The organism is Vreelandella sp. F11 (assembly GCF_042466685.1).
Lineage (GTDB): Bacteria > Pseudomonadota > Gammaproteobacteria > Pseudomonadales > Halomonadaceae > Vreelandella.
On the sequence record NZ_CP170448.1, the window covers coordinates 4,023,164 to 4,045,622 of the forward strand.

19 protein-coding genes and 1 pseudogene are annotated in these 22,459 nt (G+C 55.3%); 13 read left to right on the forward strand and 7 right to left on the reverse strand.

All coding sequences use genetic code 11. From position 1 onward, the window contains the following. Together ACFIOZ_RS18430 and ACFIOZ_RS18435 are read left to right on the forward strand one after the other, a co-directional pair. Positions 1–882 (forward strand): polymorphic toxin type 44 domain-containing protein, encoded by an 882-nt coding sequence (locus ACFIOZ_RS18430; protein ID WP_386080273.1) that lies wholly within the window; start codon positions 1–3, stop codon positions 880–882. Further along, positions 882–1,481, forward strand: coding sequence for a hypothetical protein (locus tag ACFIOZ_RS18435; protein WP_386080275.1), 600 nt, complete (start codon positions 882–884; stop codon positions 1,479–1,481). The genes ACFIOZ_RS18430 and ACFIOZ_RS18435 overlap by 1 nt, the downstream gene beginning before the upstream one ends. A gap of 161 nt (positions 1,482–1,642) precedes the next feature. On the opposite strand, the gene ACFIOZ_RS18440 is transcribed toward ACFIOZ_RS18435, so the two are convergent. The 4 genes from ACFIOZ_RS18440 to speB form a co-directional block, all read right to left on the reverse strand. Next, complete coding sequence (locus ACFIOZ_RS18440; RefSeq protein WP_386080277.1) at positions 1,643–3,103, reverse strand: aldehyde dehydrogenase family protein; 1,461 nt, start codon at positions 3,101–3,103, stop codon at positions 1,643–1,645. 9 nt (positions 3,104–3,112) lie between these two features. Continuing rightward, positions 3,113–4,723: a 5-guanidino-2-oxopentanoate decarboxylase gene (locus tag ACFIOZ_RS18445; RefSeq protein ID WP_386080279.1), complete on the reverse strand. Its 1,611-nt coding sequence runs from the start codon at positions 4,721–4,723 to the stop codon at positions 3,113–3,115. A 10-nt stretch (positions 4,724–4,733) separates the two neighbouring features. Continuing rightward, on the reverse strand, positions 4,734–6,116 hold the full coding sequence (locus ACFIOZ_RS18450) for a YjiH family protein (RefSeq protein ID WP_386080281.1): 1,383 nt from the start codon (positions 6,114–6,116) through the stop codon (positions 4,734–4,736). 105 nt (positions 6,117–6,221) lie between these two features. After that, a complete protein-coding gene (gene speB / locus ACFIOZ_RS18455; protein WP_386080283.1) occupies positions 6,222–7,172 on the reverse strand; it encodes an agmatinase in 951 nt (316 codons plus the stop codon). 256 nt (positions 7,173–7,428) lie between these two features. Here speB and ACFIOZ_RS18460 point away from each other — a divergent pair, with 256 nt between their 5' ends. The 8 genes and pseudogenes from ACFIOZ_RS18460 to recQ all read left to right on the forward strand — a co-directional run bounded on the left by ACFIOZ_RS18460 (position 7,429) and on the right by recQ (position 16,481). Next, positions 7,429–8,859, forward strand: coding sequence for a sigma-54 interaction domain-containing protein (locus ACFIOZ_RS18460; protein ID WP_386080285.1), 1,431 nt, complete (start codon positions 7,429–7,431; stop codon positions 8,857–8,859). 169 nt (positions 8,860–9,028) lie between these two features. Next, positions 9,029–9,790: a Bro-N domain-containing protein gene (locus ACFIOZ_RS18465; protein ID WP_386080287.1), complete on the forward strand. Its 762-nt coding sequence runs from the start codon at positions 9,029–9,031 to the stop codon at positions 9,788–9,790. Continuing rightward, positions 9,769–9,927, forward strand: a pseudogene (locus tag ACFIOZ_RS18470) (TyrR/PhhR family helix-turn-helix DNA-binding protein); the annotation flags it as partial. The gene ACFIOZ_RS18465 and the pseudogene ACFIOZ_RS18470, both read left to right, overlap by 22 nt. Before the next feature lie 113 nt (positions 9,928–10,040). Then, entirely contained in the window at positions 10,041–11,171 is a 1,131-nt protein-coding gene (locus ACFIOZ_RS18475; RefSeq protein WP_386080289.1) for an ABC transporter ATP-binding protein, read from the forward strand. Between the two features lie 45 nt (positions 11,172–11,216). Further along, on the forward strand, positions 11,217–12,497 hold the full coding sequence (locus ACFIOZ_RS18480; protein WP_386080291.1) for an ABC transporter substrate-binding protein: 1,281 nt from the start codon (positions 11,217–11,219) through the stop codon (positions 12,495–12,497). A 63-nt stretch (positions 12,498–12,560) separates the two neighbouring features. After that, entirely contained in the window at positions 12,561–13,445 is an 885-nt protein-coding gene (locus ACFIOZ_RS18485) for a carbohydrate ABC transporter permease (protein ID WP_386080293.1), read from the forward strand. Beyond that, positions 13,442–14,284 carry a carbohydrate ABC transporter permease gene (locus ACFIOZ_RS18490; protein WP_386080294.1) on the forward strand — a complete coding sequence of 281 codons (843 nt, stop codon included), beginning with the start codon at positions 13,442–13,444 and terminating at the stop codon, positions 14,282–14,284. Before ACFIOZ_RS18485 ends, ACFIOZ_RS18490 begins: the two co-directional genes overlap by 4 nt. 64 nt (positions 14,285–14,348) lie before the next feature. Continuing rightward, on the forward strand, positions 14,349–16,481 hold the full coding sequence (gene recQ / locus ACFIOZ_RS18495) for a DNA helicase RecQ (RefSeq protein ID WP_386080296.1): 2,133 nt from the start codon (positions 14,349–14,351) through the stop codon (positions 16,479–16,481). On the opposite strand, the gene mtnA is transcribed toward recQ, so the two are convergent. Next, entirely contained in the window at positions 16,478–17,497 is a 1,020-nt protein-coding gene (mtnA, locus tag ACFIOZ_RS18500; protein ID WP_386080298.1) for an S-methyl-5-thioribose-1-phosphate isomerase, read from the reverse strand. The two genes, recQ and mtnA, sit on opposite strands and share 4 nt — an antisense overlap. A gap of 102 nt (positions 17,498–17,599) precedes the next feature. Here mtnA and mtnB point away from each other — a divergent pair, with 102 nt between their 5' ends. Genes mtnB through ACFIOZ_RS18515 form a run of 3 tightly spaced genes read left to right on the forward strand, consistent with a single transcriptional unit; the run spans position 17,600 to position 19,450 of the window. Then, a complete protein-coding gene (mtnB, locus tag ACFIOZ_RS18505; RefSeq protein ID WP_386080300.1) occupies positions 17,600–18,187 on the forward strand; it encodes a methylthioribulose 1-phosphate dehydratase in 588 nt (195 codons plus the stop codon). 16 nt (positions 18,188–18,203) lie between these two features. Beyond that, a complete protein-coding gene (gene mtnC, locus ACFIOZ_RS18510) occupies positions 18,204–18,890 on the forward strand; it encodes an acireductone synthase (protein ID WP_386080302.1) in 687 nt (228 codons plus the stop codon). Positions 18,891–18,901: 11 nt separating this feature from the next. Further along, a complete protein-coding gene (locus ACFIOZ_RS18515) occupies positions 18,902–19,450 on the forward strand; it encodes a 1,2-dihydroxy-3-keto-5-methylthiopentene dioxygenase (RefSeq protein WP_386080304.1) in 549 nt (182 codons plus the stop codon). 344 nt (positions 19,451–19,794) lie between these two features. Here the strand turns inward: ACFIOZ_RS18515 and mtnK are convergent, their stop codons facing one another. Together mtnK and ACFIOZ_RS18525 are read right to left on the reverse strand one after the other, a co-directional pair. Then, positions 19,795–21,057: an S-methyl-5-thioribose kinase gene (gene mtnK / locus ACFIOZ_RS18520; RefSeq protein ID WP_386080305.1), complete on the reverse strand. Its 1,263-nt coding sequence runs from the start codon at positions 21,055–21,057 to the stop codon at positions 19,795–19,797. A 40-nt stretch (positions 21,058–21,097) separates the two neighbouring features. Next, complete coding sequence (locus ACFIOZ_RS18525; protein WP_386080307.1) at positions 21,098–22,345, reverse strand: diguanylate cyclase; 1,248 nt, start codon at positions 22,343–22,345, stop codon at positions 21,098–21,100. Between the last annotated feature and the right edge of the window lie 114 nt (positions 22,346–22,459).

Below are 22,459 nucleotides of genomic sequence, written 5' to 3' on the forward strand. Positions count from 1 at the left end.
ATGGCCGAGTGGCAACGTATAGCGCAGACAGTCACCACCCCAGCAACGCTGGATGATCCTTTTATCGTCACTGTGCCTTGCTTACATAAAGACCAAGCACCTGAGATCGCTGAGTGGATAGTTGAGGAAATTCAGACCAACGTAGAATCCGAAGACGGCCAGCGCATAAAACGGCAGAATGCCTACAGCGCTCAAGAGGCAATGGCTCGCTGGCAACGGGAAGCCGAGACTCTAAACAGTGTTCAGCGTCTTGCCCGAAACATGGCAAGGCCGAATTTTATGCAAACCGAACGGCATGCCCGCCGGGCTGCACTCATTAGCTGGGCTCAGTTAGTAAGACCGAACGGAGTATGGGATCACAAACAATATTTTGACCCAACGGTGGATCCTGAGCGGGGAAGAAAGTTTGCAACCTTAGGGATAACGACTAGACGACACCACCATAAATACAAAGGTTACGAGTATTATTACGATATTTGGTCCAATATTCACTATGGTTACGTTGGCCGTTACATCGGCTTTTCCGAAGACGCTTTATTAGATGGCGCTGGCTTAGCGCAGCGTATCGACGATTTTATAAAACCTAGCAGATCGCCAATTGATCGCAGCGATCTCAATGGTGAGGGCCAACGGCGCTTTGATGATGTCACAGATCATCTTTCTGTTCGCCTAGGCATCTCATTGTTCGAGCGTTTTGCCCCGCAAGAGTTAACGGGCCCTCTGTTGATGAATGAGATTGCTCAGGTCGATTACCCTATTGTAGAAGAATCTAAAATACCCCATACATGCCAAGGGGTTAGGAACCGTTGTAGGCGACCTGCCAACAGAAACGATGAAAGATGCGTAGTTGAATTACAAAATAGCCCAAGAGCAGGCCGATAATGCCAATCTATCGACGTAAAGCCGTCATCATACCGCTTGTGATTATTGTCAGTTTACTCGCATGGTGGAGTTATTTTTGGGTGATAGAAAACTATCGGCCTAGCCTGAAACAAACCCAAGCCTTTACCGAAATTACCGATCAGGCCCAAACCTTTATGCTACAAAACAACTTAAGTGGCATAGAGATAAGCAACGGAGCAGTGTGGCCAGAGTCACTGCGAAGCGAACCCTTCATCGATCGACTTACCGCCGATATAGCTCGCGTGAATAAGGGTATAGAGCATGTATTATTTTTATACAAATGCGACGATAAATGCTATTTCACTGCCTATTTTTATTTTGACCTACAAGATGAGTTTGTACCTGGGCCTTACCGCTACATTCAGTACAACCCCGACGGCCACCTACAAGAGATAGTAAGCCCAGAATATCGTCAAAATAGATTAACAGAACATATGCAACTTAATCCGATGGGCTGGTCTGAGGAGTTCGTTCCCTCTATCTCTGAAGCCATTAAAGAAAGGGTTAGTAGTGGATATTTCTTTTGTGAGCCTTTGGAGCAGGAGCACTGGCATTTTTGTCGGGGCGAGTATGATTAATATTTGTTATTGAGATGTTACGCCATGACTTCAATGAGGATTTATGAATCTTCTAACTTTCCCGACCTCATCGGACGTGCCGGGGCAGGTGGTAAAAGCCGGGAAATCGACCCGGCGTTATGCGATGCCACAAGTTCATGCCTAAAGCTCACGTCTAATCGTTAGGCAGGCCCAATCACATGCTTTACTTCCAGATAAGCACTTAGCCCCCACGGGCCCAATTCACGCCCAATACCGCTACGCTTGAAGCCTCCCCAGCCGGTTTCTGGTAGCACTAACTGCTCGCTGTTGTACCAGATGCTGCCCGCCTTCAGTTGGCGCCCAATGCGCTTGGCTCGCTCTGGATCGCCGCTGATTACCGTTGCCGCCAGACCATAGGCGCTATCGTTGGCGAGTTTAATAGCTTCCGCTTCGCTTGCCACGCTGCGCCCACACAGCACTGGGCCAAAAATCTCTTCCTGCCATAAGCGGCTCTCTACTGGCACATCACGGTAAAGCGTGGGCGCTAGAAAGTAGCCCTTCTCTGGCAGCGTGCGGTGTCGCTTGTCGCGCACTGCTGTTAGTCCTTCCTGTTGGGCAATATCCAAATAGCGCTGTACCGCGTCGCGCTGTTTAGCGCTGGTCAGTGGCCCTAAGTCAGTGCCTTCTGCAAGCGGGTCGCCCAGCGCCAGCGCATCCATACGTTCGGCAAGTGCCGCATAGAGCGCTTCCGCTACACTTTCGTGCACTAGCAACCGTGAAGTCGCTGAGCAGATTTGCCCAGCGTTGAAGTAGATACCGGCCATTACCCAGTCGGCGGCCTGGGCGGGGTCGGCGTCTTCCATCACCAAAATCGGGGATTTACCGCCGAGTTCCAATGACACGCTGGCCGTTCGGGCGGCAGCCGCTTGCATGACCGTTTCGCCAACGCGATTACTGCCCGTGAAGGAGATTTTATCTACGCCGGGATGATTGGTCAGCGGCGCACCGATACCTTCTCCATCACCATTAAGCAGATTCAGCACGCCAGGGGGCAGGTTAATCTCTAGGGCTATCTCGGCCAGCACCAGCTCGGGGAGCGGCGTCACTTCCGACGGTTTGAGCACGGCAGTACAGCCTGCCGCCAAGGCGGGCGCCAGTTTCCAGGCACTGGTCACCAGCGGGAAATTCCAAGGCGCAATCAACCCTACCACGCCGACAGGGTCGTGATAGGTACGTGCCTCAACGCCCTCCATCTCCACGCTGACCAGCTCGCCCTGCCGGGCATCCAGCGCCCTGGCCTGGCCGGCGTAGTAGCGATAGCAGGCAATCGCATCGTCTAGATCGATCTCCGCCTCTGCCAGTGGCTTACCGTTATTGGTCGCCGAAAGCGTGATAATCGAATCCCGGCGAGCGTCCAGTGCATCGGCAAACCCATCGAGATATTTAGCCCGTGCGGTTCCGCCCAGTGCTTGCCAAGCGGGCTGCGCCTGCTGGGCGGCTTTTACCGCGGCATCGACATCTGCAGCGTCGCCCGCAGTGACCTGAGCAATACGCTCTTCGCTATAGGGATTCATCACATCAAGTAGGCGGATCCCCGATGAGGCGACCCACTGGTTGTTGATAAACTGCTTGTTAATTAACTGCTCGCTGAGTGACTGCATGGAAATATCCTAGTCAGAAAATGCGCACGCCCGCTGCCACGCAGCGGCGTCAATTTCGATCAGTAACGGCCCGTTAATTTCGCGGTTGGCGAGCGCTTTAGCCAACTCGGCGGGACTTTCTACCAGCATGCCGGGGCAGCCAAAGCCTTCGGCCAGGGTGAGGAAATTAGGCGCTTGAATATCCACGCCTAAACGCGCCACGCCGTTAGCATCCATATAGCGGCGAATCTCTTCGTAACCGGCGTTGTGCCAAAGCACGATGACGATTGGCAGACGCTCTTCGACAGCCGTTGCAAGCTCGGAGAGGGTAAACATCACGCCGCCATCGCCTACCAAGGCCACCACCGGAAGATCAGGGCGACTCAACTGAGCACCCAGCGCCGCGGGCAGCCCATAACCCAAGGTGCCGTAGCCCGTTGAGGCATTGAAGTACCGCCGTGGCGCGGGTTGGCTGACCAGATGATTCCCGGCATACACCGGCGCGGTAGAATCACCCACCAAAATCGCCTCGGGCAGGTATTCAGCCAGGGTGTTGTAGAGCGGCACAAAGTCACTAAAAGCAGGATCGTTTTGCAGATTTAGCGCGTTCAAGGCGTTAGCCGTTCGCTCAACGCCGTTACGTTGCATTGTGTCTGGGAAGTGAGCTAACAGAAGTGCAAGGCTTCGCCCGGCATCGCCCACCAGCCCCAACGTCGTACGCTGATTGCGCATTAACTGTTCAGGGTCAAGATCAATCCGGATCAGCGTGCCATTAAGATGAAAACCACCGTCAAACACGACGTCGTAGTCTGTCTCGCCCAGCTCGGTACCTACTGCCAAAATCACATCGGCGTTGGCTGCCAACTCGCGAACGGCGGGTAGCGCCGCGTTAGCACCCAAATCCAGCGGGTGGTCGCGACCTAGCAGCCCTTTGGCGTTTATGGTGGTGACCGTGGGAGCATCAAGTTTTTCTACCAATGCCTTTGCGGCCTCTGGCGCTGAAACACAGCCGCCACCTAATAGCACTAAAGGCTGCTGCGCAGCACGTAACAAACGTGCTGCCTCAGCAAGCCCTTCTGGATCAGGCGCTGCCCGGTAAAGCGTTGGCGCATGCCAGCTAATCGGCACCTTGACCTGCGCATTAAACAGGTCGATGGGGATTTCGATATGCACCGGGCCTGGCCGTGACCCGTTGAAGATAGCAAAAGCGCGGGCCAGCAACTCGGGCAAGGTGTTGGCGTCCAGCAGCGTGTGGCTAAAGCGCGCCACACCGCTGATCATCTGCTGCTGGCTGGGCATTTCGTGCAGTCGTCCTTGGCCCAAACCCAGCGTATCGCGGCGGTTTACGCTGGAGATCACCAGCATGGGGATCGAGTCCGCCAGGGCTTGGCCCATGGCGGTGGCGATATTGGTCATCCCCGGGCCGGTGATAATCAGGCAAACACCCGGCTGGCCGCTGGCGCGGGCATAGCCGTCGGCCATAAACCCCGCGCCCTGCTCATGGCGTGGAGTGACGTGCTGCACTTCGCTGCCTTCCAGCCCGCGATAAAGCTCTACCGTGTGCACGCCGGGAATACCGAACAGCGCGCGTACGCCATAGGTATCACGTAGCAATTTAATCAGTAATTCAGCGCAGGTCATCACAGCCCCCTTAGAAGAAAAACGTATGGGCCATAAAGGCGATGATCGGCAGCGTAATCGCGGTGCGCAGTAAGAACACTACCGCCAGCTCCCAGAACTTGATAGGAATCTTCGACTTGAGTAGCAGCGCACCGATTTCTGACATATACACCAGCTGCGTCATGGAGAGGCAGGCAATCACAAAGCGGGTCAGCTCGCTTTCAATGTTGGTCGCCAGCACCGCCGGTAAAAACATATCGGCAAAGCCCACCAGCGTCGCTGGTGCGGCCGCTTGTGCCTCAGGGATACGCAGTAGTTCCAGCACCGGCACCATGGGGTAGGAAAGCCAGGTAAATAGCGGGGTAAACTCGGCTAAAATCAGCGCCACGGTACCAATCGCAAACACCAGCGGCAGTAGTGTCAGGAAAATATCAATCACGTTGAGTAGCGCTAGACGGGCTAACTTCCGCGGCCCTGGCGCACTCCCTGCACGGCGTGTCGCTTGCAACAGGCTATAGCGGAACAGGCCTACATTTTCGCTACGCTCTTCGCTCAACTGACACCCGACCGGCTCATAGTAGTCGTTGGATTTACGTGACAGCGGCGGAATCCGCGACACAATTACCGCAGCGATCAAACCCGATACCACCACCGTGAAGTAGAACTGCACAAATAGGTGGTTAATCTCGACAAAGTTAGTCACTAACAGGCTGAAAGCGATAGAGGCGACTGAAAAGTTGGTCGCGATCACCGAGGCTTCGCGGCCGTTGTAGTAGCCCTGCTCGTACTGCTGGGCGGTGATCAGCACACCAACGGTGCCCGAGCCCATCCATGAGGCGGTGGCATCAATGGCGCTGCGTCCCGGCAGATTAAAGATAAACCGAAACGGCTTGCGCACCATGGTGCCGATAAACTCCATAAAGCCGAATTCAACCAAAAACGGTAGCAGTAGCGCTGCAAAAAAGAAGAACGTCAGCAGCACTGGCGCCAAGTCATTGAGCATCACCTCACCGGTAAACGAGGCGGTGACGAACTCAGGGCCAAACTGAAAAAAGGTCATGATGACGAAAATGGCGCCTAACACACGCATGGCTACCCAAATCGCGCCTACATCGAACATATCTTGAAAGGGGCCGCTTTGTGCCCAGGAGGGTTTCGCTAACTTGACGTATAGCGTCACCACCACCGAGAGGCAAAGAATCACCACTGCAATCGCGGGTAACGCGGATCCCAGCAGTGTTTGCAAGCCATCGGCCATCATCCCCATGCCGATATTGATAGAGTCCCCGACCTGGAAGGGCACCAAGAACAGCAATACACCAATGATGGAAGGGAAGAGAAATTTTAGTAAATGCGCGGGAGGTATCGGTGCCGACGGGATCGGCTGTTCCGACTTAACGTTGCTATACGACATAGGGTTCACCCATTGGAAGTGATTATTGGAGGTGGACTGGCGGCGTGGTTAGGTCAGTACTGTTTTATTTAGTCGCTATTTCTTTGATAGCTCTTTTGGTCAGCATCACTCGCTGTGTTTAACACCTGGCAGTACGCAGAGCATTTCATACAGCAGCGTGGCACCCATTAGTGCAGTGTTACCACTGGGGTCATAAGGCGGAGATACTTCGACCAGATCACAGCCGACAATATTTAAGCCTGCAGCGCCGCGTACAATTTCCAGCCCTTGACTAGAGGTCAATCCACCCATCTCCACCGTACCGGTACCAGGGGCAACAGAAGGATCCAGGCCGTCGATATCGAAACTGATGTACACCGGGATATCGCCCATCTGTTCGCGAACTTGCTCCATCAGCGGTGCCAGCGAGCGGTACCAGCACTCTTCAGCAGGCACAACACGGAAGCCCTGATCACGACACCAGTCAAAGTCTTCTGCCGCATAGCCGGTTCCGCGCAAGCCAATTTGCACGACTTTGCCATGGGCTAATAAGCCCTCCTCCTGAGCACGACGAAACGGCGTACCATGTGCAATTGGCTCGCCGAACATATGCTCGTTAACATCGGCGTGGGCATCGATATGGATCAGCCCCACCGGGCCGTGCTTTTTGGCCATGGCGCGAAGGATGGGCAGTGTGAGCGTATGTTCACCGCCCAGGGTCAGCGGAATACAGTTATGTTTCAGCACGTCATCGTAGAAGGCGGTAATGATGTCGACGCTTTTCGGCAGATGGAAGGTATTGATGGGTACATCGCCAATATCGGCCACCTGCAGGCTTTCAAAGGGCGCGGCGCGCGTCGCCATGTTGTAAGGACGCAGCATGCGCGACTCATCGCGGATCTGGCGTGGCCCGAGCCGTGTACCTGGGCGGTTTGAAGTGCCAATATCCATGGGAATGCCTATAAATGCCGCATCCAAACCCTCGGCCGTCTCCTGCGTAGGCAGACGCATCATGGTGGCGGGGCCTGCAAAGCGCGGCATGGTATTGCCACCCAAGGGCTGATTAAACTCCGACATAGTTCTCTCCTAGACGTTATTTGAACCTAGACGTTATTTGAAATTATTGAATCGCAATGCGAGCGCGGCTTGCCTATCAATAGACATTGCACAGAGCGTGCCAAGTCGTCACAACCGCCAGGAAAGGCACTTTGCTAGCCATTTGATGCAAAAATGCATTAAATTGACGACCTAGCAATTCAATACTGCATCGATAATTCAAAAATGGTTCGATTAGCAGGCTAATGCCGCGGGTGCATCAGATGAGTGAATTCGAGTGAGTGAAATAGACAAACGCGTGCTGCAGACCATTGTGGCAACCGCAAACGACCACTTCTTTATCGTCAGTGGCGATGGGCAGATAGTGGACATCAGCCCTGGCGCCGAAGCGGTTTACGGGGTATCCAGAGAAGAGCTGCTCTCCAGCAGTGTGCAGCAACTGCAAGCGGCCGGAGTACTCAAGCCCTCCATCACCATGGAAGTGATGCGCACCCGCAGGCCCGCACAGCTTATGCAGGTAACCGGAACAGGCCGCCGGGTGATTGCTGAAGCCTACCCGGTGTTCGTCGACGGCAAGCTGGAGCGCATTATCAGCCGCTCCCGGGATTTAACTGACTTGCAGTTACTGCAGGACGAATATGCCCTACTGCAAAAACGCTTTAGCGAACACTTAAAGCGCAGCCAGGCAGCCCCAGATGCGGAGGAGCAAGCGCTAGATGATGCTCTGGACAATTTGCAGGTACGCAGCAGCGTGATGCGCGAAATCGCGCTGCTGCTTAAGCGCGTAGCCCCTTCAGATGCCAATGTGTTGATGCTGGGTGAGTCTGGCGTGGGTAAAACCGCTTTTGCCAAACAGCTACATCGCTGGAGCCAGCGCTGCGATGGCCCGTTTATTGACGTTAACTGTGCGGCGATACCCGAGAATCTGTTTGAGTCCGAGATGTTTGGCTACCAGCCCGGTGCCTTTAGCGGTGCCGCGCGGCAGGGAAAAGCTGGCCTGTTAGAGCAGGCCGAGGGCGGTACGCTGTTTCTGGATGAAATAGGCGAGCTGCCGCTGCTAATGCAAACCAAACTGCTCAAGGTGATTCAGGACGGTAGTTTGACCCGGCTAGGTGACACTCGCTCACGCAAAGTCAATTTTCGCTTGGTCGTGGCGACCAACCAGGATTTGGGCAAGCAAGTAGAGGCCGGACTTTTCCGTCTGGATCTTTACTACCGCCTCAATGTGATCCCGGTCACCCTGCCGCCGCTGCGTGACCGCCGGGAGGATATCCCCGATCTGGTTGAAGCGTGTTTAAACCGGCTCAACCAGCGCTATGGGCGGCAAAAAATACTTGATACCCGCGTTTGGTCGACCTTGATGGGCAGCGAATGGCCAGGTAACGTCCGCGAGCTGGAAAATTGGCTAGAAAGAGCCTGGCTTTCCAGCCCCACCGATCAAATCGAGGAGCCCACCGCACTCTCTCACGCCGAACAGCACCGCGCCAGTTTGCCGAGCGCCTCGCCAGCAAAGCCGATAACAGCACTCGAACCTCAGGAAACCCTCAAGCAGTACCTAGCGCGGCTGGAGCGTGAAACCCTTGAAGAGCTTTGCAACACACTTCCCAGCACCTACGCCATTGCCGAACGACTGGGCATCAGCCAATCCAGCGTGGTGCGCAGGCTTCAGCGCTATGGTTTGAGTACTATTACAACGTCAACTAGATAGGTAAGCCTTCGCAACTCAAATATTAGCGCTTTGCTCAAATTAGCGGAGAAGAGGACGCAGTGGATCCTAGATAAAACCGTATGCTTTTCAACCTACACACATTGAGGTACGTTTACTTAAGAACAAACCACTCTCGGTCATAGCGAAGCTTATACACAGGATAATATTAATGTCAGAGACTAGCCTAATCTTGGCATATCCAGAAAGCGGCCATCAAATCAGAACCATACACAATGGTAATGAAGTGATGTTCTGTCTGGCTGATGTTGTGAAGTTTCTTGCCGATCAAAATACCCAGCTAGCCTATGGAGGAAGAGGTGAAGGACTAGCAGGGCTGACGAGAGCAATTATTAACGCTCTAGACCCCGACGAATGCCACTCAATTGAAGGCAGCAAAAACCAACAAGACGCTCAATATATTACGCAGCCCGGATTATTCCGGATAATTCTTCGGGACAGCAGCCCCGCCTGTAAAAATTTTCAACGCTGGGTTTTTCATGAAGTACTGCCTTCCATTCAGAAACATGGAACTTACCCTCCCCCAATCTCAACTGAGTCGTCTGATGTTCGAAAGGCGGTAATGCTTCTTCTTGACGAAATTGATGAACGAGAAAGGCTTGAGAGAGAAACCAAGCAAAGATTTGAAAAGAACGAAAGGCGCCTTGATGAGTTAAGTGAAATAATCTCAACTCATTCTTTACCTGATATTAACCATGTTTACAGAACAGTTGATGACTTCTGCCAATCAAACAATATCAATTTGTTACATGAGCATATGATTTTTGGATGGTGCCTAAAAATTTGCATGGAAAAGGGGCAGAAATCTTACCAAACTCACGAAGATGGTCAAAAGATAACTAAGTTCCCTGAGCCAGTAATTTCAGAAGCCTGGACATTAGTTCAAAAACAGAAACCCTCAAGCAATACCTAGCGCGGCTGAAGCGGGAAACGCTTGAGGCGCTGTGCACCACTCATCCCAGCACCTACGCCATTGCCGAGCGGCTGGGCATCAGCCAATCCAGCGTGGTGCGCAGGCTTCAGCGCTATGGCATTAAGGTCGCCAAGTGATTCTCTGCTTGACACAACGGCTGTCATCAACCATCCATGTAAGTGTCATGAAACGGCAACACCTTCAACACAAGCTGAACCAATAACAACCAACAGCCGGTGATGTGTGTGCTATGTCAAACCAATCGCGAATACGCTTAGAGGGCGTCACTAAACGTTGGGGCGCCTCTGCGGCTGTCGATGGTATCTCGTTTGATGTGACCCCAGGGCAGTTTGTCATTCTGCTGGGCCCTTCAGGCTGCGGTAAATCCACCACGCTTCGCATGATTGCAGGCTTGGAAGAAGCCAGCGACGGCCAAATTCATATTGGCGAACGCGACGTCACGCGGCTGCCGCCCGGCGACCGTGGGCTGAGCATGGTGTTTCAGTCCTACGCGCTGTTTCCGCATTTGAGTGTGGCTGACAATATCGTGTTTGGCCTGCGCAGCCGCAAGGTACCCAAAGCCGAGCAGCGCGAGCGGCTAGCCAAAGTGGCCGAACTGGTTGATTTAACCGATTACCTAGATCGCAAACCTGCCCAGCTTTCCGGCGGCCAACGCCAGCGGGTTGCTTTGGCGCGCTCGGTTATTTCCGAACACCCTATCTGCCTGATGGATGAACCGCTATCCAACCTGGACGCCCGGCTGCGCAGCGACATGCGCCGGGAAATCAAAGCGCTGCAAAGCCGCCTGAATATGACGGTGATTTACGTCACCCACGACCAGGTGGAAGCCATGAGCATGGGCGATCGTGTGATTCTGATGCAGCACGGCAAAATCGTGCAGGACGGTACGCCCGACGAACTTTATAACCGTCCCGCCAGCGCCTTCGCCGCCAGTTTTATTGGTAGTCCTGCGATGAATCTATTGCCATTGGTGGCCGGTGAGAATGGCGCTGTCATTGAAGGCGAGCCAAGCACACCCGTAGCCCCATTTGAGGCCGCCGGGGGACACCTGGGCGTGCGCCCAGAAGACATTGAGTTACGGCCAGCAGCGTCGCCCGGCGTACCCGCCAAGGTATTAAGTGAAGAGTACTTGGGGGCAGATACCATTGCCTATGTTGAGGTGGGCTCCCATACCCTGAGGGTTCGCCTAAGCGGCAAACCGCTATTGAGCGGTCAGCCATGCAGCCTCTATTGGACGTCCAAGAACATACACCTTTTCGATGCTAACGGCCTACGGCGCGATGACATGCCACTAAGTGATTTCGCTCCGCCAATCCCCAGCATTCCTCGTCCACCGGCGGTGGGCTCTTTCCAACACTGATCGCTTTTCAACCTTGATTCAGTCCTGACACTTGTGGAGTCTCTTATGCGTACGCGGATACCTTTTGCAATGACCGCCCTGGCAGCGGGCTTGCTAAGCGCCGCCCAGGTAAACGCGGATAGCGTCGATCTGACCATGTACTATCCGGTCTCGGTGGGCGGTGCACTCACCGATGTCGTTGATAATCTGGTGGAGGAGTTTGAAAGCGAACACCCCGATATCAATGTAGAAGCGATCTACGCCGGTAACTACGACGACACCCGCGTGCGCGCCATGTCGGCGATGGAAGCCGGTGATACGCCTCAGCTGTCGGTCATGTTCTCAATCGACCTTTACGAACTGATTGAGCAGAACGCTATTGTCGCCTTTGACGACCTGGTCGAAACCGATGAAGAGCGCGAATGGCTCGATGGCTTCTACCCAGGGCTGATGGAAAATGGCCAACTGGATGGCAAAACCTACGGCATCCCCTTCCAGCGCTCCACCATCGTACTGTTCTGGAACAAGGACGCCTTTGAAGCCGCTGGCCTAGACCCCGAAACACCCCCGGAAAACTGGGAAGAGATGGCCGAGATGGCGGCGACCGTGCGCGAAGCCTCCAATGGCGAGCAGTGGGGCGTTATGGTGCCGTCGACTGGCTACCCCTACTGGATGTTCCAAGCCTTTGCCTTTCAGAACGGCCACCGGCTAATGAGTGAAGATGGCACCGAGGTCTACTTCGACGACCCCGCAGCGGTTGAAGCGCTGGAGTACTGGGTGTCACTGGCCACCGAGCACGATGCCATGCCCGACGGCACCATCGAGTGGGGCACCCTGCGCCAGAACTTCCTTGAAGAGTCCACGGCGATGATGTGGCACACCACGGGCAACCTGACCGCCGTACGCAACGAAGCCAATTTTGATTTTGGCGTGGCTATGCTGCCGATGAAAACCCAGCGCGGCAGCCCTACCGGCGGCGGCAACTTCTACATTTTTGAAGATACGACGGAAGAAGAGCAGCGTGCGGCGATGACCTTTATTCGCTGGATGACCGCTCCCGAGCGAGCCGCTGCCTGGTCGATTGAGACCGGCTACATGGGCGTTAGCCCCGCCGCCTACGAAACCGACGCGCTACAAGGCTATGTGGAAGAATTCCCACCCGCCGCGGTTGCCCGCGACCAGCTTGAACACGGCACGGCGGAGCTTTCCACCTATCAGGGTGGCCGCATTCGCCGCGCTTTGGATAACGCCGTGCAAGCCGCACTAACCGGTCAAATGACGCCGCAAGAAGCACTTAGCCAGGCGCAGCAAGAAGCCGACAGCGTGTTGCGCCGCTACGCTCGCTAATTGTTAGCCATTTTACTGTACGCCGGGGCAGGCCCCGGCTTTTCCAACGTGCGGTACGCCTCTATGTCATTCACTAACCACCGCAAAATGCAGCTCTACGGCGCGCTTCTACTGCTCCCCGCTGCGCTGCTGCTGACGACGTTTGCTTATTTACCGACCGTGACAACGGTCATTAACAGCCTGTTTTTACCCGGCTTTCGCGGTGCTCCCACTGAATTCGTAGGCCTTGAAAATTATCAGGTGTTGTTCGACGACCCGACGTTTTGGACAGTAGCCCGTAACAACTTAATCTACGCCGTCGGTACGATTCCTACGTCTATCGCGCTGGCCTTGGGCATGGCACTGTTCGTCAACGGCAAGCTTCGCGGGCGGGGCTTTGTGCGCATGGCCTACTTTACGCCGACGATTCTACCCATGATTGCCGCGGCCAATATCTGGATGTTTTTCTACGCGCCGCAGATTGGCCTATTCAATAAACTGCTCGGCATGTTGGGCTTTTCCGGGGTGAACTGGCTGGGCGATCCAAACATTGCGTTAAGCTCGGTGATCGTGATGTCGGTATGGAAAGAAGCCGGCTTTTTTATGATTTTCTATCTGGCGGCGCTGCAAAGTATGCCACCCGAGCTAAAAGAGGCTGCCATTTTAGAAGGCACCGGTCGCTGGAGTTTCTTCTGGCGGGTCACCTTTCCGCTGCTGATGCCCACCACGCTCTTTGTGCTGATCAATGCGCTGATTAATTCGGTGCGCGTCGTCGATCACCTGTTTATTTTGACCAAGGGTGGGCCCAACAACGCCACCAACCTGCTGCTTTATTACGTCTACGAGAACGCCTTCTCGTTCTTTGACCGCACCACGGCGGCGACCATTACGGTGGTCATTCTGGTGGTACTGGCGGTAGTGGCCACGCTGAAGTTCACGATTTTAGACCGCAGGACGCACTATCAATGAACACCTCCACGACCACTGCGCCCCGCTCTCGTTACACCGCTATTCCGTCGCTTGAAACCGTGGCGGCATGGCTGCTGGCGATCATTTGGATTTTCCCGCTGCTGTACGCCTTTTGGGCGGCCTTCCATCCTAGCGAGTTTATGGTGAATTTTTCTCTATTCGCCCCGCTGACGCTGGAAAACTTCACTAACGCCTGGTCACAGGCCCCCTTTGCCCGCTACTACCTGAACACCTTTGCGCTGGTGACCGGGGTGGTGATCGGTCAGTTTATCGTCTGTACCCTGGCGGCATTTGCCTTTGCGCGCTTTCCGATTCCCGGCAAGAACGTTTTGTTTATGCTGGTGCTGATTCAGCTGTTTGTGTTTCCCGAAGTACTGATTGTGGAGAACTACCGCATTGCAAGCGAGCTGGGATTGATCAACACCATCACCGGGATTGGCCTGCCTTATGTCGCCAGTGCCCTGGGTATTTTTCTGCTGCGCCAAACGTTTAAAACCATCCCCCGTGAGCTTGAAGACGCCGCCCGAATAGAAGGCTGCAACTGGCTGGAAATTTTGTGGAAGGTTTACGTGCCGCTGGCTAAGCCTACCTATTTAGCTTATGGCCTGGTCTCGATCAGCCACCACTGGAATAACTTTATCTGGCCGCTAGTGGTCACCAACTCGGTAGAGAGCCGCCCGTTAACCGTAGGTCTGGGTGTTTTTTCCGCGCCCGAAACCGGCGTCAACTGGGCCACCGTTAGCGCCGCCACGCTGTTAAGTATCGCCCCACTGCTCATTGCCTTTTTGCTCTTCCAGCGCCAGTTCGTGCAGTCGTTTTTAAGGGCCGGGATTCGCTAGGCTGACGCCCTTCCCGTTTTTCGTGCACAATTCTTTCTTAAGCACACGACACGGGAGAGCATTGATGCACGGCGACACCCACCCGGAAGCCCTCAAGGTGCTGCAGGCGGTATTTGGCTACGACAGCTTTCGCGGCCCCCAGCAGGCGATCATCGAGCATGTAATGGCTGGGGGGGATGCGCTGGTACTGATGCCCACCGGCGGTGGCAAGTCGCTGTGCTATCAGATCCCGGCACTCTTGCGCGAAGGCACCGCGATTGTGGTATCGCCGCTGATCGCGCTGATGCAGGATCAGGTGGCGGCACTTCAGCAAAACGGGGTCAGGGCGGCCTACCTTAACTCCAGTCTTGATTACCATGAGGCGGTCGAAGTGGAAAACCGCCTGCGAGCGGGCGAGCTGGATCTTTTATATGTGGCGCCGGAACGGCTGGCCACGGCGCGTATGCAGGTGTTGCTGGAGCAGACCAAGATTGCGCTGTTCGCCATTGATGAAGCCCACTGTGTTTCCCAGTGGGGCCACGATTTTCGCCCCGAGTATCGCCAGCTCTCCCATCTGCATCAGCGCTTTCCCCAGGTGCCGCGCATTGCCCTAACCGCCACCGCCGATGTGCCCACCCGAGGCGATATCATGGAGCATCTGCAGCTCCAGGAGGCGGCGCTTTACAACAGCGGCTTTGACCGGCCCAACATCCGCTACCATATCGCCGAAAATCAGGGTAACGCCAAGGAACAGCTGCTGCGCTTTATCCGCGAGCACCACGACGGCGAGGCGGGTATCGTCTACTGCCTTTCCCGGCGCAAGGTGGAGGAGACCGCCGCCTGGCTGGAACGTCAGGGGCTAACCGCGCTGCCCTACCACGCCGGGCTGCCCCCCGAGCAGCGCCAGCACCACCAGACCCGTTTTCTGCGTGAGGATGGTGTGGTCGTGGTGGCCACCATCGCCTTTGGCATGGGCATCGACAAACCGGACGTGCGCTTTGTCGCCCACCTTAACCTGCCCAAGAGCATTGAAGCCTACTACCAGGAAACCGGCCGCGCCGGGCGCGATGGACTGCCCGCCGATGCCTGGATGGCCTACGGGCTTCAGGACGTGATCACGCTGCGTCAGATGCAGCAGGACTCCAGCGCTGCCGACCAGCAAAAGCGCATTGAGCAGCAGAAACTCGACGCCATGCTGGGGCTTTGCGAAATCATCAGCTGCCGCCGCCAGGCGCTGCTTCATTACTTTGGCGATCATCTGAATTCGCCCTGCGGCAATTGCGATAACTGCCTGACCCCGCCCGAGACCTGGGAGGCCACCGTGGCGGCGCAGAAGGCGCTGTCGTGCGTCTACCGCACCGAGCAGCGCTTCGGCGTGACCTATCTGGTGGATGTACTACTAGGTAAACATAACGAGCGGATCACCCGTTTTGGCCACGACCGCATAAGCACCTTCGGTATTGGCAAAGAACTCTCGGCTAACGAGTGGAAAGCGCTCTTTCGCCAGCTGATTGCCAGCGGCTATTTAAGTGTGGATATGGAGGGCCACGGCGGCATTCAGCTCACTGCCAACGCCAAGCCAGTGCTGCGCGGCGAACACACGCTTACCCTGCGCAAACCAAGCAAGACCAAGGCCACCCGTCGGGGCAGCAAAGCGGGCTCGACCACGCTGCCTCATGGGGAGCTATGGGAAGCCCTGCGCCAGCACCGTCGAGAGCTGGCCGCGGCCCAGGGCGTGCCTGCCTATGTGATCTTCCACGACGCTACCCTGGCCGAAATGGTCGAACAGAAACCCCAGAGTCTGGCGGCACTGGGCGCGATCTCGGGTATTGGTGCACGTAAGCTGGAAGATTACGGCGAGGGTTTTCTGGACGTTATCCTGGCGCATGGGGAAACCCATCACGATACCCCACTCGCGGGCAGTAGCGCCTTGGAGTCCGCAGCACTGCTGCGCCAGGGATTAACGCCAGAGGAAATCGCTCAGCAGCGCAACCTTGCAGCCAACACTGTTTACCGCCATTTGGGTGATGTGATTCAAAGTGGCGACCTGGCGCTTGAAGAGGTGGTCAACCTGGATCCCGCGACCTTAGAACAAATCCGCGCAACCTTTGCGCAATACCCAGATCAAGGGCTGAAAGTGGTGTTCGAAGCGCTGGAGGGGCGCATTGATTACCCTATTCTGCACTGTGTGCAGGCGTCCATGGCCGCAAAGGGTTAACTTCGCCCTAGAAAATGCTCGCCTCGATCAATGGCGGCGGCATCAAATACGCCGGTATCCAATACCCAAGCCGTCACGAGCTTGGCGGGAGTGACGTCAAAGGCCGGGTTCCATACCGGGGCGTTGTCGGGTGCCCAGGTAACCTCACCAAAGGCACCCGCAGCGCCGCGGATCTCGGCGGGGTCACGCTGTTCAATAGGAATCTCGGCACCAGTGGCACAAGCGGGATCAACCGTAGTGTAGGGAGCAACCACATAGAACGGCACCTGGTGGTAGTGAGCGATCACCGCCAGCATGTAAGTGCCCACCTTATTGGCGAAGTCGCCGTTGGCACATATACGGTCGGCGCCTACCATCACTTTATCTACCTTTCCCGCCGCCATCAGGCTGGCCGCCATGCTGTCGGCAATCAATTGGTAGGGAATGCCTAGGTCAGCCATTTCCCAGGCGGTTAAACGACCGCCTTGGAGCAGCGGGCGGGTTTCATCTACGTACACGTGCAGTTCAACGCCACGCTGCTTGGCCACTGCCAGCGCGCCAATAGCTGTGCCCACGCCTGCGGTGGCCAGTGCCCCGGTGTTGCAGTGAGTGAGCACGCGGTCACCCGTTTGCAACAAGTCAGCGCCCCGCTCGGCCATTTGCTGGCACAGCGCCCGGTCTTCGGCAAACAATGCGGCAGCACGTTCAGCCAGGGCACCGGCACCTTGACCAAAGCAGGCTTCCATGGCATCCAGGCAGTACATTAAGTTAACTGCCGTGGGGCGTGTGGCGCGTAAGCGATCACTTACCAACTGCCAATCACTTTCTGGATGGCGTGCAGCGTAGTGCGCCAGTACAAAGGCAGCGCTTAAGCCAATCAGCGGCGCGCCGCGAATCGCTAAGCTTTTAACCGCCACCTGCCAATCTTCTGGCGAGTCACAGCGCACCCACTGCTCCGCCTGGGGCAGTTGGGTTTGATCCAAATACTCAAGGTGGTCGGCATAGATCCGCAAACTGCGTGATTGAAGATGAGGCATCGATGGACTCCTTGAGCACTTGATCAGAACAGCTACACGGCTTATCAGCCGCGAAGCTTATCATATAGAATGGCTGCCACTAGAAGAGGCGATGCAGATCCTATGATGACGTTACAAACTGAACTGCTGGCGGCTATTTCCTGGGCGGCCCAGCAGGGCTGGACGCCCGCCACGGGTGGCAACTTTTCCGCCCGTACAGAGGATGGCTATCTTGTCACCGCTTCAGGGCGGGATAAAACCCGCATTCAGGGCGATGATCTCTTGCTCTGCAACCTGGATGGCAAGGTGCTTTCCGGCGATGGAAAACCTAGCGCGGAAAGCGACCTGCATGCTGCACTCTATCGCTTAGACGCATCGATTAACTGCGTGCTGCACACTCACACCGTGGCCAGCACGGTGCTGTCGCGGCGATTTCCTAAGGGCATAGAGCTCAACGGCTTTGAAATGCAAAAAGCCTTAGCGGGCAACGTGACCCACGAGGCTACCATCCATGTGCCGGTGGTGCCCAACTCCCAGGATATGGAAGAACTGGCCGAGCACGTACGCAGCGGCTGGCCAATGCCCTGGGGCTTTTTGGTTGCAGGCCACGGCATTTACGCCGTAGGTGATAGCATCGCCAGCTGTCGCCGCCACCTTGAAGCGATTGAGTTTTTACTCGCCTGTGTTCTTGAAGAGAGCCGATGGTCTTAAAAATGAGTAGTCTTAAATGAGCAATCCAACTGTTCGCGCCATTGTGACCGATATTGAAGGCACCACCACGGACATTAACTTCGTCCATAAGGTGCTGTTTCCTTACGCTCACCGTCAGTTGCCTGACTTTCTCCGCGCTAATGCAGATACCCCAGCCGTTGCCGAACAGATCAATGCTGTACGTCGTGAAATGGGCGAGCCTGATGCCTCGTTGGACGCCGTCATTGCCCAACTACTGCACTGGATCGAGACCGACCAAAAGGTTACGCCGCTAAAAGCCTTGCAGGGCATGATGTGGGCTGATGGTTACCAGCGCGGTGACTTTACAGGCCATTTGTATAGCGACGTGGCTCCCGCCCTGCGTCACTGGAAAGAGTCAGGTAAGGCACTGTACGTATACTCTTCTGGCTCTGTTCAGGCGCAAAAACTGCTATTCGGCTATAGCGATGAGGGCGACCTGACTCCGCTATTTAGCGGCTACTTTGATACTCATATCGGCCATAAGCGCGAAGCCACCGCCTATCAGCGCATTGTTGCTGAGCTTGACCTACCGGCGGATGCAGTGCTGTTCTTGTCTGATGTGGTTGAAGAGCTGGACGCCGCCAAGCAGGCGGGTATGCAAACGCTGCAGCTGGTGCGCGAAGGCACCCAGCCTGGAAACCCCCATGCTTGCGTTACTCGCTTTGATGAAATTGCGCTTTAGGAGACCCTACGATGTCGCAACTAAAAGTATTTGCTGATCAGAACCCGAACGATGCCCTGATCGACACCACCGACGGCGACCAGATTACCACTGAGCTAAACAAGGTGGGCGTGTTGTTTGAGCGCTGGGCAGCGCCAGGCGAAATTGCCGACGACGCCACCCAGGAAGATATTTTGGCGCTTTATCAAGACGACATCGACCGTGTCAAAGCCATGGGCGGCTATCAAACTGTCGATGTATTGCATATGGTGCCCACGCACCCAGACAAAGACGCCATGCGCCAAAAGTTCTTAAACGAGCATCGCCACCACGAAGATGAAGTACGTTTTTTCGTCAAAGGACAAGGACTGTTCTGCCTGCACATTGATGACAAGGTGTATCAGGTACTGTGTACCCGTAATGATCTGATCAGCGTACCCGCCAACACACCCCACTGGTTCGATATGGGCCCAGCGCCGGAATTTACTGCGTTACGTTTCTTCGACAACGTGGAAGGTTGGGTACCGCACTGGACTGAAAGCGATATCGCCGGGAAATTTGATCGCTTGGATCAGTTGTAAGCGGTGAGGCGTAAGGGGGGAATCGTAAGGGGTGAATCGCAAGGAGGAGCAAAGGTGGAAAGCAGTTGTAGCGCGGCGTAAGCGCCAGCGCCCCCGCGAAGCAGCGCGCTAGCGGTGCCAAAGGTGACGCCGAGGCCGGATCAGGCACGGAGGCATCATCCAGGCGGCTTGCGCCGCCGTCGCGGGTGCCTCATACGCTCGTTCCTCGCGAGATTCGTTACGCCGCGCTACGGGGCTTAGGCGATAGCTGAGTTGGGCTCTTTGTTGCGCGGCGTAAGCGTCAGCGCACCCGCGGAAGCAGCGCGCAGCGGTGCCGAAGGTTACGCCGAGCTATGGTTAAGCGCTTACAGCACCTCTTGCTGGTTATACATTCTGGCAAGATCCGTTAGAGCGGTAAGATCGCTATAAGTCTCCGGTTCCATAATCAGTGCTTGCCCCATCAGCACGTTGCGCGCTTCAAGCTTGGCGCGCAGGGCGGTGTCTTCGATCTCTTCGAAGTCGGCGTTGTGAGCAAGGGATAGCACCCGGCGGTGCATTTCAATCCCGCAGTAGGCCAGGGCATCCAGGCGGATCTCGTCAAGCAGTGCATCGCAGGCGTCATCGGCGCTATTGCCCTGCTCTTCAAATAGGGCTTTCGGAAACAGAATACCGGTACGTTCGGTTTGCCATAGGTGACGGAACTCGGCATCAAAGCTGCTAAAGCACGCCTCAATAACCTCCAAAACCCATGCCTGATACGACTCAAGCTCCTCTTCCGAGCGATGCGCTGGCTGGCTGAAGTAGGCCATCAGAAAGTTAGCGACTGCCATGCCTAGGTCAAACGCCATAGGGCCGTACTGAGAGAACTCAGGGTCGATCACCCGGACGTCAGTATCGGTGGCCATGATGGAACCAGAGTGCAGATCACCGTGCAGCATGGTTTCAGTGTTAGCGGTGAATTTCATCAACAGCCGCTGCACTTTGGCTTTTAACCGTGCATTGCGGCGTAGCTCATCCACCACTGGCGAAAGCTCCGGTGTGTGGTGATTCATTTCGGCGCCGTAATAGGGGTCGGTAAATACCAGCGATTCGGTAATAGCGGGAATCGCAACATTGCCGGAAAACAGCCCTACATCCGCCTTTTTCTCAGGGCTGCTCAGCGAAAGCTCCGAGCCACGGAACGCCGTACGGGCGCAGAATTGGCCAATGGTTTCGCCAAGCTGCTCAACGCGCTCTCCATCGATCAGCTTACGGCGCAGGATTCTGTGCGGGTAGAGGTACTCCATCACAATCAGCGCCTGGGGCTTGTCGAAGTAGTAGACTTCAGGGGCAATCCCCGGCGCTCGCTTGGCCTGTCGCACCAAGGCGTAGTACTCAAAGTGGGCGCGATAGATAGGTAGCGGCCAACTCTCTCCCACCATTCTCACATAGGGGAGTGCCTGTTTTACCACTACGCTGCCGTGGCTGCCGGAGACAATAAACACCAGATTGAGGTTGCCGTCACCCACCTCGCGAATTTCCCAACTGGCAGGTTCACCGCCCACTCGACTAGCCACTGCCTCAACACCACCAAGCCGCTGGGAAAGAGTGTCGACGGTGAGCGCGCGGTAATCTTGATCAATCTCCAAAAGTCATTCCTCACAAAACGTTTAAAGGCATGGTGAACGGCTACTGAGCTGATATACCTAATCCACCATTAGCGTTATCGCCGGAGAGTGAATCCTCTGAGTTAGCCACCCATATACGGTTGCGGCCTTGCCGCTTGGCTTCGTAAAGCGCTGCATCTGCTTGGGATAATAACTCGGTGGGGGCAAGGCCAACACCTGGCCAAAGTACCGCTACTCCGATACTCACCGTGACCACGCTCTCCGCCGAGGCACCGGGGTTAGGGATCTGCAAGCCTTCCACGCTGCGCCTGATCCGCTCCGCCGCTGGCTCTAAAGCATCAGGGGTTGCATTGACCATTAACACCACAAACTCTTCGCCGCCAAAGCGCACCACTAAGTCAGTATCGCGGCTGTTGGCCTGCATGGCCTTCGCTACCCGACGTAAACAGACATCGCCTTGGGGATGCCCATAATAGTCGTTGTACGCTTTGAAGTGGTCGATATCGATCACCATAAGTCCTAAGCAAAGCCCTTTGTCGGCGGCCTCTTGCCACCGGACGGGGAACACCGTATCGAACTGGCGTCGATTGGCCAGAGTGGTTAAAGAGTCGGTAACCGACATGCGAGTCAACTTTTTATTATCTTTTAAGTAGTAGCCTGCACGGAGCTTCTCTTTCAATACATGTAGGTAGGCGGTCCGCTCGCTACGCTCGAAGCGGTAGTTCGCGGCAAGACTAAATACTGCCACAGCCATAAGCGTGAATATAGCCAACCGTTTTGCTTCTGCTGGCATTGGCTCATATGGCAAGACAAAGGTCAGAATTATTAAAACACTTATTGCGGATGAACATACGGCGTAGCTAAAGCGCAGTGAATAAACAATGTTCCCCACCAGCAAAATAAGCCCAAAGGAGAAGACATCCAGATAAGAGTAAGGAGCGGTGGAACTCGCAAAAATCATACAAGAGATTACCGTAGCAACGATAACCGTACTCGCCATCAAAGTCTCCCGTAACGCTGGGGAGACGCCACGGTAGACCAACCAAAGAATAGGTAAGCCGAAAGGCAGCATCACCGCAACCCTTAACGTAAGCGCCGAAGTAAAAGTATCCGGTCGGAAGCTGTAGTCGTTAATCAAAAACAGGCAGTAGATGACTGCCGATATCAGCCCCGACACTACCATCTGGCGACTACGCTGGCGCTGAGTATCTGCTTCAAAGCGTGCTTCTACATCATCAGCAAAACGCAACCGCCAAGCGCCTTTCCCTAATCCATCTTCGACGGCTTTCAGCAACGCGTCATTGATCATTACTTGCCCTCAATGCCTCACCACACTATCAGGGATTTTATACAGCTCTAACAGCTACCAGAAACCAAGTACTCCATCCGCATACGACTATAGTGTGCCATAGTAACGTTTGGT

Coding starts and splice junctions, on each gene's coding strand:
- mtnB (WP_386080300.1), top strand. CDS start 17,600: ATGATGACGTTACAAACTGAACTGCTGGCGGCTATTTCCTGGGCGGCC.
- ACFIOZ_RS18525 (WP_386080307.1), bottom strand. CDS start 22,345: ATGATCAATGACGCGTTGCTGAAAGCCGTCGAAGATGGATTAGGGAAA.
- mtnC (WP_386080302.1), top strand. CDS start 18,204: ATGAGCAATCCAACTGTTCGCGCCATTGTGACCGATATTGAAGGCACC.
- speB (WP_386080283.1), bottom strand. CDS start 7,172: ATGTCGGAGTTTAATCAGCCCTTGGGTGGCAATACCATGCCGCGCTTT.
- ACFIOZ_RS18465 (WP_386080287.1), top strand. CDS start 9,029: ATGTCAGAGACTAGCCTAATCTTGGCATATCCAGAAAGCGGCCATCAA.
- ACFIOZ_RS18490 (WP_386080294.1), top strand. CDS start 13,442: ATGAACACCTCCACGACCACTGCGCCCCGCTCTCGTTACACCGCTATT.
- ACFIOZ_RS18435 (WP_386080275.1), top strand. CDS start 882: ATGCCAATCTATCGACGTAAAGCCGTCATCATACCGCTTGTGATTATT.
- ACFIOZ_RS18475 (WP_386080289.1), top strand. CDS start 10,041: ATGTCAAACCAATCGCGAATACGCTTAGAGGGCGTCACTAAACGTTGG.
- recQ (WP_386080296.1), top strand. CDS start 14,349: ATGCACGGCGACACCCACCCGGAAGCCCTCAAGGTGCTGCAGGCGGTA.
- ACFIOZ_RS18440 (WP_386080277.1), bottom strand. CDS start 3,103: ATGCAGTCACTCAGCGAGCAGTTAATTAACAAGCAGTTTATCAACAAC.
- ACFIOZ_RS18480 (WP_386080291.1), top strand. CDS start 11,217: ATGCGTACGCGGATACCTTTTGCAATGACCGCCCTGGCAGCGGGCTTG.
- ACFIOZ_RS18515 (WP_386080304.1), top strand. CDS start 18,902: ATGTCGCAACTAAAAGTATTTGCTGATCAGAACCCGAACGATGCCCTG.
- ACFIOZ_RS18450 (WP_386080281.1), bottom strand. CDS start 6,116: ATGTCGTATAGCAACGTTAAGTCGGAACAGCCGATCCCGTCGGCACCG.
- mtnA (WP_386080298.1), bottom strand. CDS start 17,497: ATGCCTCATCTTCAATCACGCAGTTTGCGGATCTATGCCGACCACCTT.
- ACFIOZ_RS18430 (WP_386080273.1), top strand. CDS start 1: ATGGCCGAGTGGCAACGTATAGCGCAGACAGTCACCACCCCAGCAACG.
- ACFIOZ_RS18445 (WP_386080279.1), bottom strand. CDS start 4,723: ATGACCTGCGCTGAATTACTGATTAAATTGCTACGTGATACCTATGGC.
- ACFIOZ_RS18485 (WP_386080293.1), top strand. CDS start 12,561: ATGTCATTCACTAACCACCGCAAAATGCAGCTCTACGGCGCGCTTCTA.